This window comes from Vibrio sp. GLN_1, from assembly GCF_043106015.1.
In the GTDB taxonomy this organism is placed as follows: Bacteria; Pseudomonadota; Gammaproteobacteria; order Enterobacterales; family Vibrionaceae; genus Vibrio; species Vibrio parahaemolyticus.
Genome location: NZ_JBICMD010000035.1, coordinates 81,510 through 97,306, shown reverse-complemented (window position 1 = coordinate 97,306; position 15,797 = coordinate 81,510). Strand labels below are relative to the sequence as shown.

The following is a 15,797-nucleotide window of genomic DNA, read 5'->3' as shown; positions in this document are numbered from 1 at the left end:
CGTTAAGATCAAAAAGAGGTGTGTGCGCACCTCTTTTTTGTGTTGGTTGTTATGAGTATTAAGCGACTACTTTAAATCTAAATCGGTGTTATCAATGCTAACTGGTACTCGCTTCGAGATCATTTGCACCAACATGATTGAACGCTTCTCTCCGTCTTGTTCTTGGAAAATGGCATCAATACCTGCAAATTGTCCGCTCTTAACACGAACCTGATCACCTGGTTTAGGCATGCATTCGGATATGTTTTTTTCTGTGCAGCATTTCTCTAGCTGCTTCAACTCAAACACAAGATCGCCTTGAACTTCTTTTGGTTGGGCACCAAATCGAACAAAGTCGACAACACCGCGCGTCGACCGAACCGACGTAAAGTTCGGGCCTTGTTCATAATCAAAACGTGCAAATACATAACAAGGAAACAACGGTTCTTCGACCTTTTGTCGCTTACCGCGCAAGATTTTTTCGACTTCTACAGTTGGGTAGAAGCACTCAACACCTTGATTTTCAAGATGCTGCTTAGCCCTTATTTGTTCTCCACGCTTACAATAAAGTAAATACCAACGTTTCATTTTATTACTAGCCAATTATATTTTTGTTTCATCCTAGCATTAAGCTAAAGGTGAGTCATGAATATTCAAATTATCCATAAGAAGACCATTATACATTGTTCGCATAACTTACACTTTTTCAAAAGGTTAAGAAAATAAGTCCATAGGCAAAAATGAAAATTAAGTTTGTAACACACACCAACCACCAACAAAAGCTCCACAAAATCAAAAATAAACAGTGACTTAACAATGTTATTTAGTCGTAAGGCAAAATTTTATTGTTTGTAAGCAGTTAAATTGCAATGTATACGTAGGTGTCGTTAAAAAATGTAATAACTACTATTAGAAGAGCTTATGTCAAACCAACATCAATATTTCGGTCACCCTCGTGGCTTGTTCTTATTGTTCGGCACAGAACTCTGGGAACGCTTTTCCTACTACGCAATGCGTGCCATTCTAGTACTCTACTTAACTGATACCACAATGAATGGTGGTTTGGGCTGGTCAACGAAAGACGCGCTCGACCTTTATGGCATTTACACCGGCCTTGTTTACATTACCCCATTGATTGGTGGTTACCTTGCCGATAACTACCTTGGCCAACGCCGCTCAATTTTGCTTGGTGGTGCATTAATGGCTATCGGCCAGTTCACACTGGCACTTCCGGCTGACGCACTAGGCTTCGGAGCACTTCACACTTTCTATTTAGGTCTTGCTCTGCTTATTTGTGGTAACGGTCTATTCAAGCCAAATATCTCTACCATGGTTGGCGACCTATACAATGAAGGTGATAATCGTCGTGATGGCGCTTTCACTATCTTCTACATGGGTATCAACCTTGGTGCTCTGCTAGCCGGCGTGGTTTCTGGATCTGTAACGAACTCATTTGGTTGGAAAGCAGGTTTCGTAGCAGCGGGCGTGGGTATGATAATCAGCCTTGTCATGCAAATGTCGCTTTCACAGTCTTGGCTTGGTGATATTGGCCGTGAGCCAGCCGCGAAACGCGACCTAAACAATAAGAACGCCAAAACAAAACAACCTCTTACCAAAGAAGAAGTAGATCGCATTAAAGTTATCTTGGTGATGAGCCTGTTTACTATCGTATTCTGGGCTGGTTTCGAGCAAGCTGGCGGTCTGATGAACATTTACACTCAGCAGTACACCGATCGTATGATTGGCGGTTTTGAAGTACCTGCAGCTTGGTTCCAGTCACTAAACCCATTCTTTATCATTACGCTTGCGCCTGTCCTTGCGGTTCTATGGGTGAAACTAGGAAAACGTGAACCAAACTCACCAGCGAAATTTGCTTTAGCCATGTTCTTCTTGGCACTAGGCTTCCTATGCATGGTTGGTGCAGTAATGGAGCAAGGTGGTGATACTAACGTGAAAACATCCATGCTATGGCTAGTTGGCGCGTTCTTCTTCCATACTTTGGGTGAACTGTGTCTATCCCCTATTGGCCTGTCTCTTGTAACCAAACTGGCTCCGCTACGTCTTGCATCGTTGATGATGGGTGCATGGTTTGGTTGTAACGCTATTGCGAACTATGTCGCTGGTTACGTGGGTTCTCATGTGGGTGAACTTGGTGCAATGGCTATCTTTAGTGGCATCGCAGTAACTGCATTGATCAGTGGTGTGATTCTAATGTTATTCTCGAACACGCTTGTTCGTTGGATGCACGGTGCAGAAAACACTCATAGCACTGCAGAACAAATTGAAGAGCAACAAACACAAGTTGCTTAACATGGTTTCAAGTTACTAAAAAGGGTCGCAATCGCGACCCTTTTTAGTATTCATTCGGTGCAGAATACCAAAGCTCTACAGCTTGCTGCGTACTAGTTCTGCCATCATATCGATATGCATGTCATCGTCATTAAGGCATGGAATATAGTGGAACTGCTCACCACCCGCTTCCATAAAGATCTCTTTGTTCTCTCCCGCAATTTCTTCCAACGTTTCTAAACAATCAGATGAAAATGCAGGAGTCATGATATCAATTTTCTTCACGCCTTTACTGGTGATGGTTTCCAATGTTTTATCAGTGTAAGGCTGTAGCCACTCTTCTCGGCCAAAACGAGACTGATAAGACATACCAATCTGATCCGATGATAAACCAAGCGCCTCACCGAGCAAGCGAGTGGTCGCTTCACAATGCTGAGGATAAATGTCGCCATTGTCTGCATAACGTTTAGGAATACCGTGATATGAACACAGCAAGTAATCCCCTTTGCCATGCTCTTCCCAGTATTGTCTAACCGAATGCGCAAGCGCTTCGATGTACATTGGATGATCGTGATAATCGCGAATAAAGCTGAATGCTGGTATCACTGGCAGTTGCTTAAACGCTTTTGTGATTCCATCAGACACGGCTGCGGTGGTTGTCCCAGAATATTGTGGGTACAACGGTAGCACAATAACCTCTTCCACACCTTGAGCGATAAGAGCTTCAAAACCAGATTGAAGGCTTGGGTTGCCATAAGTCATGCCGAGTTCCACAGGCATATCGAGATGCTGAGCAAGTTTCTTTGCCTGGCGTTTGGAATACACCATTAAAGGTGAGCCCTCTTCCATCCATACTGATTCATACAGCTTAGCGACCTTTGGCGAGCGTATTGGAAGAATCACACCATGTAAAATTGGACACCAAAGCCATCGTGTCATATCGACTACACGATGATCATGAAGAAACTGACTTAAGAAGCGCTTAACCGCTGGAGCGGTAGGTTCATCAGGTGTTCCTAGGTTAACCAGTAACACACCTTGTTTATTTTTAGTTTGCATTGCGTCCCTTTGTTTTCCCAGCATATAAAATGTATAAAAAAAGCGACCTTACGGCCGCTTCACTATAACAAAATTATTAAAAATTTTGATAATAGGTATTACCTATTATGCTAATGCCTTCTCGATATCAGCACTTACTTCAGCAACTTGCTTAGTACCGTCAAATTTTAGGTACTTAGTTTTGCCTGCTGCAGCTTCTTTACCGTAGTAATCGATAAGTGGTGCAGTTTGCTCGTGGTAAACACCTAGACGTGCACGTACTGTTTCTTCTTTGTCGTCATCGCGAACAACAAGATCTTCACCCGTTACGTCGTCTTTACCTTCCACTTTAGGTGGGTTGTAAACAACGTGGTAAGTACGACCTGAAGGAAGGTGAGCACGACGACCAGCCATACGCTCAACGATCACATCGTCAGCTACGTCGAATTCGATAACGTAATCTACTTCAACGCCCATTTCTTTTAGACCATCAGCCTGAGGAATAGTGCGTGGGAAACCATCTAGTAGGAAACCTTTCTCACAATCGTCTTGAGCGATACGCTCTTTGATAAGACCAAGGATGATTTCATCAGAAACTAGCTGACCAGCATCGATAACAGCTTTAGCTTGTTTGCCAAGTTCTGTACCTGCTTTGATAGCAGCACGAAGCATATCACCAGTAGAGATTTGTGGAATACCGTATTTATCCATGATGAAGTTTGCTTGTGTGCCTTTACCTGCACCTGGAGCACCTAGAAGAATGATGCGCATGATTTATCCTCTTTTATATTTAAGATTTATACCGAAGCTCACAATAGCTGTGCTTCGCAGGCATAAACCCTAGAAGCGCTCGCAACGATAAGTTTCGGTATAAGGTATATAGGCGGGCAAAAATACACGCCTTATTACTCACATTCAAGTCACAGATTCTATCACAGGTTCACAGAGCAAAGAGTGAATTAAGACTAAAGAATGTTAACAACACCCTCTTTCTGCAGCTATTGATTATTAACTCAACACCTGTAATGCAAAATTTTGCGACAGCAAACAAAAAGCTCGCATTATGCGAGCTTTTCGATATTGATGACTTATTAAACCTTAGTCAAAAGCTTGTTGATAGCACCCAAGAACTGCGTTGGATCTTCCATCGAGCCGCGCTCTGCTAACATGGCTTGACCAAGTAGCACTTCGACCCAGCGGCCAAACGCTTCTTCATCCGCTTCATCCGCCATGCGCTTAACAAGTGCGTGCTCTGGGTTGATTTCAAAGATGTATTTCACTTCTGGCACAGCTTGACCTGCGGCAGCAAGCAGCTTCGCCATCTGAGTCCCCATCTCGTAATCATCCGTCACAACGACTGCGGGCGTAGATGCAAGTTTAAAGGTCGTACGCACGTCTTTCACGCGGTCACCCAAGTAAGACTTGGTACGCTCAACAACCGATTTGAACTCTTCTTCGGTTTCTTTTTGCTTTTCTTTATCGGCTTCGTCTTCAAACTTACTCAAGTCAAGGCCAGCTTTGGTAATCGATTGGAACTGCTTACCATCAAACTCAGTTAGGTAGTTCATCAACCATTCGTCAATTCGGTCGAACATCAGAATGACTTCGATGCCTTTCGCTTTAAACTGCTCTAAGTGAGGGCTATTCTTCGCCGCCGCGTAGCTATCTGCAGTTAAGTAGTAGATCTTATCTTGGCCTTCTTTCATGCGCTCAACGTAGGACGCAAGACCAACGGTTTGTTCCGCTGAATCAACTTCTGTTGAAGCAAAACGCAACAGACCTGCAATTTTCTCTTTGTTCGCAAAGTCTTCCGCTGGGCCTTCTTTCAACACTAGGCCAAACTCTTTCCAGAATGATTGGTATTTTTCTTCATCATTCTTCGCCATGCGCTCAAGCATAGTCAGTACACGTTTCGTGCATGCATTGCGTAGCGACTGAGTCACTTTGTTGTCTTGTAGAATTTCACGCGAAACGTTGAGTGGCAGATCGTTTGAATCAATCAAGCCACGTACGAAACGCAGGTAAGACGGCATAAACTGTTCAGCATCATCCATAATGAACACACGTTGCACGTACAGTTTCAGACCTGACTTATGATCACGATTCATCATATCCCATGGCGCTTTCGATGGGATGTAAAGTAGGCTAGTGTAGTCGTTTTTACCTTCTACGCGGTTGTGGCTCCACACCAATGGATCAGCGAAATCGTGTGAAACGTGTTTGTAGAATTCTTGGTATTCTTCATCTGAGATATCTGCTTTATTACGCGTCCACAACGCTTGAGCTTTGTTGATTTGCTCCCACTTCTTCTCATCTGTCTCTTTACCGTCTTCATCACGCACTACAGTTTGGATAGAAACAGGAATACCGATGTGATCCGAGTACTTGCTGATGACATCGCGCAAGCGCCATTCATTTAAGAACTCTTTACCTTCATCACGCATGTGAAGAATGATGTCAGTACCACGAGATTCTTTAGTGATGTTTTCAATGGTGTACTCACCTTCACCAGCAGAATGCCATTGCACTGCTTCGTCTGCTGGCAAACCTGCAGCACGAGTACGCACGGTCACCGCATCAGCAACGATAAATGCAGAGTAGAAGCCAACACCAAATTGACCGATCAATTGCGAGTCTTTGCTTTGCTCTTCTGAAAGCTTTGAGAAGAATTCCGCGGTGCCTGATTTTGCGATGGTGCCTAAATGTTCGATAACGTCATTGCGGCTCATACCGATACCGTTATCAGAAATCGTTAGGGTATTTGCACTTTCATCAAACGACAGCTTAACGCCAAGATCTGCGTTACCTTCATATAAATCTGGATTCGAAAGTGCCTGAAAACGCAATTTGTCTGATGCATCTGATGCGTTAGAAATCAGCTCGCGCAAAAAGATCTCTTTATTGGAATAAAGAGAATGGATCATTAAATGAAGTAGTTGTTTTACTTCTGATTGAAAACCACGAGTTTCTTTATTTTGAGATACGGTTTCGCTCATGTGTGCTCCATAACATCTAAACTAACAGGCTTTTTCAGGGACGACTTTGTGATTTAGCCCCATGAAATCACCACACTAAGATGTCATTTAACATGTGGCTGACAAATGTAAATTCAAGGTCAATATTGCTAAAAACGGTGTTTTTTTAGAAAAATTTAATTATCCTACCCCCCTAAAAGCATCTAAAACGTCGCGTATCTCCCATGCGCAAACGTAATTTTGTGATATAAATCACCATAATTACAACATCATCCATCTAAGAAGAACTAAATGACTAACATCGGCACCAAATTTCTACTTGCTCAAAGGTTTACCTTTGATCCAAATAGTAATTCGCTCGCTGACCAACAAAGCGGCAACGAAGTTGTACGATTAGGAAGCAACGAAAGCCGTATACTCCTGATGTTGGCGGAGAGACCAAACGAAGTTTTAACCCGTAACGAGCTTCACGAGTTTGTTTGGCGTGAGCAAGGTTTTGAGGTGGATGACTCAAGCCTGACTCAAGCGATTTCTACTCTGCGTAAGATGTTGAAGGATTCAACTAAATCTCCAGAGTTTGTTAAAACCGTTCCAAAACGAGGCTATCAACTCATTTGTACTGTTGAACGCCTAAGCCCACTTTCTTCAGACTCAAGCTCAATTGAAGTTGAAGAGCCAGCTTCTGATAACAATGACGCCTCTGCTAATGAGGTAGAAACGATCGTAGAGCCGTCTTTGGCGACGCCTTCTGACGCAATCGTTGAACCAGAAGCGCCAGTAGTACCTGAAAAAGCACCTGTGGCTTCTGCTGTGAATCCATGGATTCCACGCGTTATTTTATTTTTGGCACTATTACTACCGATTTGCGTACTGCTGTTTACAAACCCTGCGGAATCTCAGTTCCGTCAAATTGGTGAGTATCAGAACGTACCAGTGATGACCCCTGTAAATCACCCGCAAATCAACAACTGGTTGCCTTCTATTGAGCAGTGCATTGAACGCTACGTTAAACACCATGCAGAAGACTCGTTACCAGTGGAAGTAATTGCCACTGGCGGACAAAATAACCAGCTGATTTTGAACTACATTCATGACAGCAACCACTCGTATGAGAACGTGACATTGCGTATTTTCGCAGGTCAAAACGATCCAACAGACATCTGCAAATAAAGGAGGCCAGCATGAAGATTAAAGTAGCATCTGCGGTTTTGGCCGTATCTATCCTTTTCAGTGGTTGGTTGTACTGGGGCAGTGACCTTAAAGTTGAGCAAGTGCTTACATCAAATGAATGGCAGTCAACCATGGTGACTGTGATTACTGATAACTTGCCAGACGATACCGTAGGCCCGTTACGTCGCGTGAATGTGGAGTCGAACGTTAAGTACCTGCCGAATGGCGATTACATTCGCGTGGCAAACATCAAACTGTTCGCACAAGGCTCGACGGCTGAATCGACAATTAATATTTCAGAGAAAGGTCGCTGGGAAGTGAGTGATAACTATCTGCTTGTTTCTCCTTCTGAGTTCAAAGATATTTCTTCTTCTCAATCCAAGGATTTTTCTGAAGCGCAACTACGTTTGATTACTCAAATCTTTAAGCTAGATGCAGAACAAAGCCGCCGAATTGACGTGGTTAATGAGAAGACTCTGCTATTAACTAGCCTAAATCACGGTTCTACGGTACTGTTTAGAAACTGAATTTAATTAGTGATAAGGGGGCAAGATGCCCCCTTAATTTTTTTCTCATGGATTGGTTAGACACTTTCACTCTCTTTTTCGGCTCGCTCGTTGCAAATACGTTGGCATCTCTTTCTGGTGGCGGCGCCGGTTTGCTACAGTTTCCTCTACTTATTTTTCTTGGCTTACCGTTCTCCGTTGCACTAGGCACTCATAAAGTGGCTTCTGTTGCTTTAGGCTTGGGCGCTGCAAGCACTCACCTCAAAGCCGGCACAATTAAATTGCCCATCGCCCTTTATCTGATTTTTGTTGGCAGTCTAGGTGTTGTGATTGGCGCAAACCTCATCGTTCATATCCCTGATAGTATTGCGGAAAAGATGCTAGGCAGTATGATTCTGGCACTCGGTATTTATTCCCGCTTGAAAAAGCAGCTGGGGCAAATCGAAATCATTAAGCGTCGCAATCAATTGGGTTGGATTCTTGGTGGTATTGGCATCATGTTGATAGGCATCGTCAACGGGTCTTTAACCGCTGGTTCTGGGTTGCTTGTCACTCTCTTTCTTGTGCGTTGGTTTGGGTTCGATTACAAACAAGCGGTCGCCTACACCATGATTTGTGTCGGACTGTTTTGGAATGGTATTGGTGGCATCGCGGTTGTACAAGCAGGAGCACCGATTCACTGGGCTTGGTTACCAGTATTGTTGTTGAGCTCTTTTCTTGGGGGCAGTTTAGGCGCGTGGGCCGCAACTCGCTATAGCAACCGAGTGATTAAAATTGCGTTCGAAATTCTCACGTTTGCCGTGGGCATCAAATTGCTGGTTTAACCCAGTTAAAAGGAAATTTTCATGGATAAAGCAATCATTGATATTTATTACTGCCGCCAGTGCAACTGGATGTTGCGTTCGACTTGGTTATCTCAAGAGTTGCTGCATACTTTTAGCGAAGAAATCGACACCATCAGTTTGCATCCAGACACAGGTGGTCGATTCGAGATTTTCTGCAATGGCAAGCAAATTTGGGAACGTAAGAAGGACGGCGGTTTTCCTGAGGCAAAAGTACTAAAACAGCGCGTAAGAGACATTATCGATCCAGAGCGCGATCTCGGTCATTCCGATACAAAATAAGGGAACACTTGGTTCCCTTATTTAAATCATTTTCGTAGCGACTAACCTTAGTTGGCCGTTAAATCGTCGTCTGCGCCAACACTTCACCTTCTGGCGTTTGAACACTGAGCATATTCCCATCCAGTAATCCAAAGCTTCTTGGTAAACCGTTACGCGGGAAGGTCATTGAACCAGGGTTAAAGATCACCACCCCCTCTTTCATTTCGGATACGGGAACATGCGTATGACCATGAGCGATGATGTCGCCCTCTCGCAAAGGCGGTCTTTTATCGCTGTTGTACAAATGGCCATGCGTCAGAAAGATTCGCTTACCAGACTCTAGCAATACCCACGCGTAATCCATCATCATTGGGAAGTTCAGCAGCATTTGATCTACTTCGCTGTCACAGTTACCGCGTACGGAGATGATTTGCTGACTGTATTGGTTGAGAAGCTCCGCCACTTGGGGCGGGTTATACCCTTCCGGAATCGGGTTGCGTGGTCCGTGGTTCAACGTGTCACCCAACAACACCAAATGCTTTGCACCTGATGCTAGGAATAACTTGATGGTTTCTTCGGTTGCTGGCAAAGAGCCATGCAGGTCTGAGGCAAAAAATAGTTTCACGACGTTGTCTCCTCAAAATGTATGAGGCTATTCTACGGCATTCTGACGTATGCTCAACCGACTTCCCGATTACTGATGACGCACAGTCTCAATCAGCATTGGTAGCAAATGGAACCAAGCAAAATATCCGGCACCGACTAAAACTAATGTCCAAAAAACCATCGAAATGAACTTCGACTTCGCTAAATGGTGTAACGGGTCCGGTTCCCCACACCCTGGACATGTGTGAGCACGTTTCGATATTTGTTTCTCACACACAGGGCAAGAGACTAAAGGCATGATTTAAATTCCTCAACTATATGCTTAGGGCACAAAGAATAGCGCCTGTGAAAATATATGCAACATCACTAATAATCAATATCTTAGAGATTGACGCATGTCGCTGACTTGAGAAAAATATTACGCATGTTACTTACACAGTTTAGCCATCCTCTCTGACCATGCCATTAATCACGATATTGTTGTAACTCACCATGCCGATCACTTCGCCATCTTCAATCACGGGCGCGCGGCTGATCCCAAATCGCTCAAACAGACGAGCACAATATTTAACGTTCATATCTGGATCGACACACAAAGCAGGCTTAGTCATGATTTCGTAGATATTGGTGCGCTGAGGGGCACGGTTATTTGCCAACACTTTCTTCGCAATATCATTCATTAACACAATGCCGTATTCGTCGTTGTCATCGCGCTTTTTGACCACCAGCGCTTTCACTTGATACTTCTTTGCTAGAGTAATGCCTTCGTATACGGTCATCAGTCCATCTACCATAACGTAAGTAGCAGCCATGACATCCCTTACTCGTACTATCGTTTGATTACTCATAGTTCATCCTCAACCACCTTGGTCAACGTTTCGACTTGATGCGCAACACCTACAGCATCCTCGATATCAATTTGAATCGCAATCCCCTGCCCCGACTCTCGGTCAAACTCTCCCACTTCATTAATGGTCTCAAGTATGTGCCGAGAAAGGTGCTCTTCCACCACAAAAAGCAGAACATCCTTTTGTACTTCTAGGGTTAATCCAAAAAACGTCCGCTTCTGATTTAAACCTTGACCACGAGCATTATTGATCACGGTCGCCCCCGTTGCTCCTGCATCACGAGCCGCATCGAGCACCTTGTCTGTTTTGCTGTCTTCAACAAACGCGAGTATCAATTTAAAGCGCATTTTCTTCGTCCTCCGAGGTGTCTTTATTAAGCCACTGAGTAATTTGCGCATACCCCATTACGGATATCATTGGAAACAAACTGGCGAAGGCGATAAGCCCAAAGCCATCAATCATCGGATTCCTGCCTGGCACAGTTGACGCTAATCCTAGCCCAAGCGCCGTCACTAAAGGCACTGTCACGGTAGAGGTGGTGACACCACCTGAATCGTAGGCAAGTGGAATGATCAACTTAGGCGCGTAAAAGGTTTGAATCACCACGACGATATACCCCGCAATGATGTAGTAATGAATCGGGTCGCCCACCACAATACGATAGCTGCCAAGCGCGATACCTATCGCTACGCCTAAAGCAACCGCAACTCGTAAGCCATTTACACTAATACTGCCACCAGACACTTGATTGGCTTTGATGGCCACTGCAATCAAAGATGGCTCAGCAATGGTCGTACTAAAGCCGATAAAAAAAGCAAAGGTGTACACCCAATAATAGTCGACCCACTCTAACGCCTGCCCAATAGAGACTTTAAACTCTCGGACGAATTCAGGAGCGGTCAACTGCACCGCCATTGTTTCGCCCAACGGAAACAATGCCATCTCCAAACCGAGTAAAAATAACGATAACCCAACAATGACATATGCAAAACCGAGCAACACTTTTTTGAGGTTATTCACTGGGCGGCGCAGCACAGCCAATTGAAAGCCAAAAATAATCGCCGCAATCGGGATCACATCACGAATGGTGGACAGCAACGTATCTAAGAAATGTTCGAATGAAATCATGTAACGGCCATCCCATAAATCATGACAAACATCATTGGCAGTAAAGAGGCAAACGCAATCAACCCAAAACCATCCACCATAGGGTTACGCCCTTTAATGGCCGAAGCTAACCCCACACCTAATGCCGTCACCAAAGGGACGGTAATTGTTGACGTGGTCACGCCACCCGAGTCGTAAGCAACGCCGATGATCGACTCTGGCGCAAACCAAGTGAGAGTCACAACGCCAACATAACCACCGATGATCATGTAATGAATTGGCCACCCTTTTAAGATGCGCAGCACCCCAATCACAATCGCAATCCCAACAGAAAAAGCCACCGTGATCCGCAGGCCAACGCCATACTCCGTCATGGATTGTTCGGTATTAGGGATCATCCCGCCTTCAGCCGCCACCTCTGAGGCCTCTTCTGCAACAGCAGTCAATGCCGGCTCTGCGATCGTGGTTCCAAACCCCAAGCAAAACGCAAAAATCAATAACCAAAACACACTGCCCTTTCGAGCAAAGGCTTGTGCCATATTTTCGCCAATGGGGAACAAGCCGAGTTCTAGCCCGAAAATAAAAAACGTCAGGCCTAAAATGACCAACAACAAACCAAAAAGAATCGAGACCAAGTTAGGTAAAGGCTCTTGCAGAACCACCAATTGGAAGAAGGTAATAACAATTACAATAGGAAGAAGATCGCGGGCACTGTTAAACAGAGCGCGGAACAAAGCAGTGAGTGCTTCCATGCAAATCCTCCCTTTGACGAACAAGTTATTAGCTCTGAAGGCGAGACCTGTCCGGTGATATCCTTATCATCTACTCTCAGTGTGGCATAAATTTCTACTCACAAACGTGAACAACCTTATGTCACCACTAACATTTGGTTACATTTTCCTAATATGTGAACTGGATGAGCCACCACGAAAATTTATCTGAAAGATGGGAGAACACATGATAAGCAGCGCTGAACTGATCAAGCGAGGCGCAAAACGACTATAATGTTCTAATATATTGACATTCAAAGAGATGCTATGAAGATATTACTTACAGGTGGAACTGGGTTTATAGGGTCTGAGTTACTCAAACTGCTCACCACTCATCAGATAGTGTTACTGACCCGATCGCCAGACCAAGCCAAACAGCACTTGCAGTACGCTGATTTAGGTAATATCGAGTACCTTGCTTCTCTTGATGAACTCGCCGATCTCAACAACATAGATGCCGTCATCAACCTCGCAGGAGAACCAATCGCAGACAAACGTTGGACGGAGCAGCAAAAAGAGAAAATTTGCGACAGTCGCTGGAAAATTACCGAGCAAATTGTTGAGCTGATTCACGCCAGTACCGAACCGCCCTCTGTGTTTCTTAGCGGATCTGCAGTGGGTTATTACGGCGACCAGCAGGATCATCCGTTCGATGAGTGTCTTCATGTGAATAACGACGATTTCCCGCATATGGTTTGCGCCAAGTGGGAACAAATCGCCAAACGAGCCGAGTCCGAACAAACCCGCGTTTGCTTTCTCCGGACAGGCGTCGTACTCGGGCTTAATGGCGGAGCACTCGCGAAAATGCTCTTGCCTTACAAATTGGGGTTAGGCGGACCGCTTGGCAATGGCAATCAATACATGCCTTGGATTCATATCCTCGATATGGTTCGTGCCATTATGTACCTGCTTGAAACCCCTCACGCGCATGGTGCCTTCAACATGTGCGCTCCTCACCCTGTGACTAACCGGATATTTAGCCGCACGTTAGCGAAAACACTCAAACGTCCTCATATTCTATTCACACCTAAATGGGTCATGGCATTGGCGATGGGAGAATCAGCATGTTTGTTGTTTGACAGTATGCGAGCCAAACCTAAGAAACTCACCGAGCTTGGCTTTAAATTTAGTTACTCAAGAATAGAACCAGCACTGAAGCACTTGCTTCAAGATAGAAGCTGTTGAATGATAAAGCTTATCTGTCTCTCGCATTAAGCTAACACATGAATAAATCCATCCTCATTACGGGGTGCTCAACGGGCATCGGGTACGTTTGTGCTCATGCACTCCATAAACAAGGCTTTAACGTCATCGCCTCTTGTAGAAAGCTTGATGACGTTCAACGACTCCAATCAGAAGGGTTAACCTGTATCCAGCTCGACCTCGACGACCCAATAAGCATCACTAGTGGCGCAAAACAAGCGATTGAATTGGCTCAAGGCCAGCTTTATGCCCTGTTCAATAACGGCGCATATGGTCAGCCCGGTGCATTAGAAGATCTGCCTACCGAAGCATTGAAAGCGCAATTTCAAACCAACTTTTTTGGTTGGCACCAATTGGTTCAAGAGGTACTACCCACTATGCGTGCTCAAGGTGAAGGACGCATTATTCAAAACAGTTCCGTCTTGGGTTTTGCCGCAATGAAGTATCGTGGGGCGTACAACGCCTCAAAGTTTGCCCTAGAAGGGTGGACAGATACATTACGGCTCGAACTTGCTGATACCGACATCAAAGTGGCGTTGATAGAGCCCGGCCCCATTGAAACGCAATTTAGACACAACGCTCTGCACGCTTTTGAGCAATGGATTGACGTAGATTCAAGCCCTCACCGTATCGCGTATGAAGGACAGAAAAAGCGTTTAGATAACGATAAATCGAATAATCGATTCGTGCTGCCGGCAGAAGCTTGTATCGAACCCGTTCTTCACGCACTAACCAGCAATAAACCTAAAATTCGCTATCGCATTACGACACCAACCAAGTTGTTTGCGATTTTGAAACGATTATTACCCACTCGTGTCCTCGATAAAATTTTGCGACAAGCTGCATAGAAATATTTTGTCGTAATGTAATTTCATCGTAACAATGTGATGTCATTATGAGCACGTAGGTTAAAAAAACCTCACGAGCTCGAATCAATTTCTTATTAAGTTTATCAATTAAGACTTCCTCTTAAGATTTTGAACTTAAAAAGATTTGGTATCGCCACCCAGTATGTTTTGTACGAATGCGAGGCAACAATGACATTAAATCAGCTGAACTGGCTTAGTGTGGGTGTAGTGTTGACGATGTTCATCCTATTTTGATACCACACCTTGCACGATGCCATGCTCTGCTATCTAACGTGCGAGAACCTCCAATTTAATTGCACTTTCGCTTGCAAATAGGATAACGCTGCTTCGGCAGCGTTTTTCCTAATATGCTCGACCCGCTTGATTTTCCATTCAATTAGCTCCATATCTACAGACATCGACCTGAATTAAAAGCAAGGACACTCAGATGCAATCCCCATTTATCGTTGAGTTAACAGAACAGAATTTTAGAGAAGTGCTTGAAGGATCAATGAACACGCCCGTTCTGATTCATTTTTGGGCCAACGCTCAACCAGAAAGCGCACAAGTGCTACCTGAGTTGCAAGCTCTCACTCAACAGTACAATGGTGCTTTTACATTGGCTCTGCTGAACTGTGAAGATCAACCAGCGCTTGCTTCCCAATTTGGTGTGCAAGTACTGCCAACAATCGCGTTGTTTGTTAATGGACAAGCGGTCGATGGCTTAGGCGGGCCTCAACCAATCGAAGCGATTGGCGCAATGCTACAAAAACATTTGCCAAGCCCTGACGAGCAACTATTGAAGCAAGTAAGCGAACTGCTTCAACAAGGCGAACATGCACAAGCTCTGAACGTCATTCAAACGCTGTCAGATGAACTGCAATCACGCGGTGATGTAAAATTAGCGAAAGCCGATTGTTTGCTAGAAACCAAACAATTCGAATTAGCACAAGAGTTGTTAGCAACCATCCCACTGGAGTATCAAGACAACTCTTACAAAAGCTTAATCGCGAAACTGGAACTGCATCAGCAAGCGGCTGAAAGTCCAGAATTAAAGCGCTTGGAACAAGAGTTGGCAGCTAACCCAGACAATTTCGAATTGGCATGTGAGCTAGCAGTACAATACAACCAAGTGGGTCGTGATGAAGAAGCGCTAGAGCTACTTTGGAACATTTTAAAAGTAAACCTAGGCGCGCAAGATGGCGAAGTGAAGAAAACTTTTATGGATATCCTAAGCGCATTAGGACAAGGCAACGCTATTGCAAGTAAATATCGTCGCCAGCTGTACTCCATCTTGTACTAAGCGCAGAGTTCTTCTAAAAATAAGACAATAAAGGCCGGAAATCCGGCCTTTG

General features: G+C 44.6%; 18 protein-coding genes. 8 read left to right on the top strand and 10 right to left on the bottom strand.

Annotated elements, in window-relative coordinates; genetic code table 11:
* Positions 1–66 precede the first annotated feature (66 nt).
* Positions 67–567: a transcription/translation regulatory transformer protein RfaH gene (gene rfaH / locus ACF8OV_RS15540; RefSeq protein ID WP_005454588.1), complete on the bottom strand. Its 501-nt coding sequence runs from the start codon at positions 565–567 to the stop codon at positions 67–69.
* Positions 568–900: 333 nt separating this feature from the next.
* Between rfaH and ACF8OV_RS15535 the strand changes: the two genes are divergently transcribed.
* Entirely contained in the window at positions 901–2,289 is a 1,389-nt protein-coding gene (locus ACF8OV_RS15535; protein ID WP_005454549.1) for a peptide MFS transporter, read from the top strand.
* Between the two features lie 75 nt (positions 2,290–2,364).
* On the opposite strand, the gene hemH is transcribed toward ACF8OV_RS15535, so the two are convergent.
* From hemH to htpG, 3 genes are all read right to left on the bottom strand, one after another.
* Positions 2,365–3,327 carry a ferrochelatase gene (gene hemH, locus ACF8OV_RS15530; protein WP_025635875.1) on the bottom strand — a complete coding sequence of 321 codons (963 nt, stop codon included), beginning with the start codon at positions 3,325–3,327 and terminating at the stop codon, positions 2,365–2,367.
* Positions 3,328–3,432: 105 nt separating this feature from the next.
* Complete coding sequence (gene adk / locus ACF8OV_RS15525; protein WP_005454556.1) at positions 3,433–4,077, bottom strand: adenylate kinase; 645 nt, start codon at positions 4,075–4,077, stop codon at positions 3,433–3,435.
* Positions 4,078–4,397: 320 nt separating this feature from the next.
* Positions 4,398–6,302 (bottom strand): molecular chaperone HtpG, encoded by a 1,905-nt coding sequence (gene htpG, locus ACF8OV_RS15520; RefSeq protein WP_025500124.1) that lies wholly within the window; start codon positions 6,300–6,302, stop codon positions 4,398–4,400.
* 270 nt (positions 6,303–6,572) lie between these two features.
* Between htpG and toxR the strand changes: the two genes are divergently transcribed.
* Genes toxR through ACF8OV_RS15500 form a run of 4 tightly spaced genes read left to right on the top strand, consistent with a single transcriptional unit; the run spans position 6,573 to position 9,081 of the window.
* Entirely contained in the window at positions 6,573–7,451 is an 879-nt protein-coding gene (toxR, locus tag ACF8OV_RS15515) for a transcriptional regulator ToxR (RefSeq protein WP_017448752.1), read from the top strand.
* Between the two features lie 11 nt (positions 7,452–7,462).
* Positions 7,463–7,978 (top strand): transmembrane regulator ToxS, encoded by a 516-nt coding sequence (gene toxS / locus ACF8OV_RS15510; RefSeq protein WP_005454545.1) that lies wholly within the window; start codon positions 7,463–7,465, stop codon positions 7,976–7,978.
* 47 nt (positions 7,979–8,025) lie between these two features.
* Positions 8,026–8,781: a sulfite exporter TauE/SafE family protein gene (locus ACF8OV_RS15505; protein WP_024700966.1), complete on the top strand. Its 756-nt coding sequence runs from the start codon at positions 8,026–8,028 to the stop codon at positions 8,779–8,781.
* A gap of 21 nt (positions 8,782–8,802) precedes the next feature.
* Positions 8,803–9,081 (top strand): SelT/SelW/SelH family protein, encoded by a 279-nt coding sequence (locus ACF8OV_RS15500; protein ID WP_025533246.1) that lies wholly within the window; start codon positions 8,803–8,805, stop codon positions 9,079–9,081.
* A 58-nt stretch (positions 9,082–9,139) separates the two neighbouring features.
* Here ACF8OV_RS15500 and yfcE read toward each other — a convergent pair whose 3' ends face one another.
* From yfcE to ACF8OV_RS15470, 6 genes are all read right to left on the bottom strand, one after another.
* Positions 9,140–9,685, bottom strand: coding sequence for a phosphodiesterase (gene yfcE, locus ACF8OV_RS15495; protein WP_025537193.1), 546 nt, complete (start codon positions 9,683–9,685; stop codon positions 9,140–9,142).
* A 69-nt stretch (positions 9,686–9,754) separates the two neighbouring features.
* Complete coding sequence (locus ACF8OV_RS15490; RefSeq protein ID WP_011105727.1) at positions 9,755–9,964, bottom strand: hypothetical protein; 210 nt, start codon at positions 9,962–9,964, stop codon at positions 9,755–9,757.
* Positions 9,965–10,106: 142 nt separating this feature from the next.
* Positions 10,107–10,514 carry a CBS domain-containing protein gene (locus ACF8OV_RS15485; protein WP_005454537.1) on the bottom strand — a complete coding sequence of 136 codons (408 nt, stop codon included), beginning with the start codon at positions 10,512–10,514 and terminating at the stop codon, positions 10,107–10,109.
* Positions 10,511–10,861 carry a P-II family nitrogen regulator gene (locus ACF8OV_RS15480; RefSeq protein WP_005382084.1) on the bottom strand — a complete coding sequence of 117 codons (351 nt, stop codon included), beginning with the start codon at positions 10,859–10,861 and terminating at the stop codon, positions 10,511–10,513. The genes ACF8OV_RS15485 and ACF8OV_RS15480 overlap by 4 nt, the downstream gene beginning before the upstream one ends.
* On the bottom strand, positions 10,851–11,642 hold the full coding sequence (locus tag ACF8OV_RS15475; protein ID WP_005454529.1) for a DUF1538 domain-containing protein: 792 nt from the start codon (positions 11,640–11,642) through the stop codon (positions 10,851–10,853). The genes ACF8OV_RS15480 and ACF8OV_RS15475 overlap by 11 nt, the downstream gene beginning before the upstream one ends.
* Complete coding sequence (locus ACF8OV_RS15470) at positions 11,639–12,373, bottom strand: DUF1538 domain-containing protein (RefSeq protein ID WP_020840239.1); 735 nt, start codon at positions 12,371–12,373, stop codon at positions 11,639–11,641. The genes ACF8OV_RS15475 and ACF8OV_RS15470 overlap by 4 nt, the downstream gene beginning before the upstream one ends.
* 285 nt (positions 12,374–12,658) lie before the next feature.
* On the opposite strand from ACF8OV_RS15470, the gene ACF8OV_RS15465 reads away from it, so the two are divergent.
* The 3 genes from ACF8OV_RS15465 (at position 12,659) to ACF8OV_RS15455 (ending at position 15,745) form a co-directional block, all read left to right on the top strand.
* The gene (locus ACF8OV_RS15465) at positions 12,659–13,576 is read left to right on the top strand and encodes a TIGR01777 family oxidoreductase (protein ID WP_020840238.1); all 918 of its coding nucleotides are present in this window, start codon (positions 12,659–12,661) and stop codon (positions 13,574–13,576) included.
* Between the two features lie 38 nt (positions 13,577–13,614).
* Positions 13,615–14,442, top strand: a complete 828-nt coding sequence (locus ACF8OV_RS15460; protein WP_023624137.1) for an SDR family oxidoreductase — start codon at positions 13,615–13,617, stop codon at positions 14,440–14,442.
* A gap of 448 nt (positions 14,443–14,890) precedes the next feature.
* Entirely contained in the window at positions 14,891–15,745 is an 855-nt protein-coding gene (locus ACF8OV_RS15455; RefSeq protein WP_005454528.1) for a co-chaperone YbbN, read from the top strand.
* Positions 15,746–15,797 lie beyond the last annotated feature (52 nt).

What these genes read in the sequence shown, in the direction of transcription:
- ACF8OV_RS15490 (WP_011105727.1), bottom strand. Translation starts at nt 9,964, where the DNA reads ATGCCTTTAGTCTCTTGCCCTGTGTGTGAGAAACAAATATCGAAACGT.
- toxS (WP_005454545.1), top strand. Translation starts at nt 7,463, where the DNA reads ATGAAGATTAAAGTAGCATCTGCGGTTTTGGCCGTATCTATCCTTTTC.
- ACF8OV_RS15455 (WP_005454528.1), top strand. Translation starts at nt 14,891, where the DNA reads ATGCAATCCCCATTTATCGTTGAGTTAACAGAACAGAATTTTAGAGAA.
- ACF8OV_RS15470 (WP_020840239.1), bottom strand. Translation starts at nt 12,373, where the DNA reads ATGGAAGCACTCACTGCTTTGTTCCGCGCTCTGTTTAACAGTGCCCGC.
- ACF8OV_RS15465 (WP_020840238.1), top strand. Translation starts at nt 12,659, where the DNA reads ATGAAGATATTACTTACAGGTGGAACTGGGTTTATAGGGTCTGAGTTA.
- ACF8OV_RS15505 (WP_024700966.1), top strand. Translation starts at nt 8,026, where the DNA reads ATGGATTGGTTAGACACTTTCACTCTCTTTTTCGGCTCGCTCGTTGCA.
- toxR (WP_017448752.1), top strand. Translation starts at nt 6,573, where the DNA reads ATGACTAACATCGGCACCAAATTTCTACTTGCTCAAAGGTTTACCTTT.
- rfaH (WP_005454588.1), bottom strand. Translation starts at nt 567, where the DNA reads ATGAAACGTTGGTATTTACTTTATTGTAAGCGTGGAGAACAAATAAGG.
- ACF8OV_RS15485 (WP_005454537.1), bottom strand. Translation starts at nt 10,514, where the DNA reads ATGAGTAATCAAACGATAGTACGAGTAAGGGATGTCATGGCTGCTACT.
- ACF8OV_RS15475 (WP_005454529.1), bottom strand. Translation starts at nt 11,642, where the DNA reads ATGATTTCATTCGAACATTTCTTAGATACGTTGCTGTCCACCATTCGT.
- htpG (WP_025500124.1), bottom strand. Translation starts at nt 6,302, where the DNA reads ATGAGCGAAACCGTATCTCAAAATAAAGAAACTCGTGGTTTTCAATCA.
- ACF8OV_RS15535 (WP_005454549.1), top strand. Translation starts at nt 901, where the DNA reads ATGTCAAACCAACATCAATATTTCGGTCACCCTCGTGGCTTGTTCTTA.
- adk (WP_005454556.1), bottom strand. Translation starts at nt 4,077, where the DNA reads ATGCGCATCATTCTTCTAGGTGCTCCAGGTGCAGGTAAAGGCACACAA.
- ACF8OV_RS15500 (WP_025533246.1), top strand. Translation starts at nt 8,803, where the DNA reads ATGGATAAAGCAATCATTGATATTTATTACTGCCGCCAGTGCAACTGG.
- hemH (WP_025635875.1), bottom strand. Translation starts at nt 3,327, where the DNA reads ATGCAAACTAAAAATAAACAAGGTGTGTTACTGGTTAACCTAGGAACA.
- ACF8OV_RS15460 (WP_023624137.1), top strand. Translation starts at nt 13,615, where the DNA reads ATGAATAAATCCATCCTCATTACGGGGTGCTCAACGGGCATCGGGTAC.
- ACF8OV_RS15480 (WP_005382084.1), bottom strand. Translation starts at nt 10,861, where the DNA reads ATGCGCTTTAAATTGATACTCGCGTTTGTTGAAGACAGCAAAACAGAC.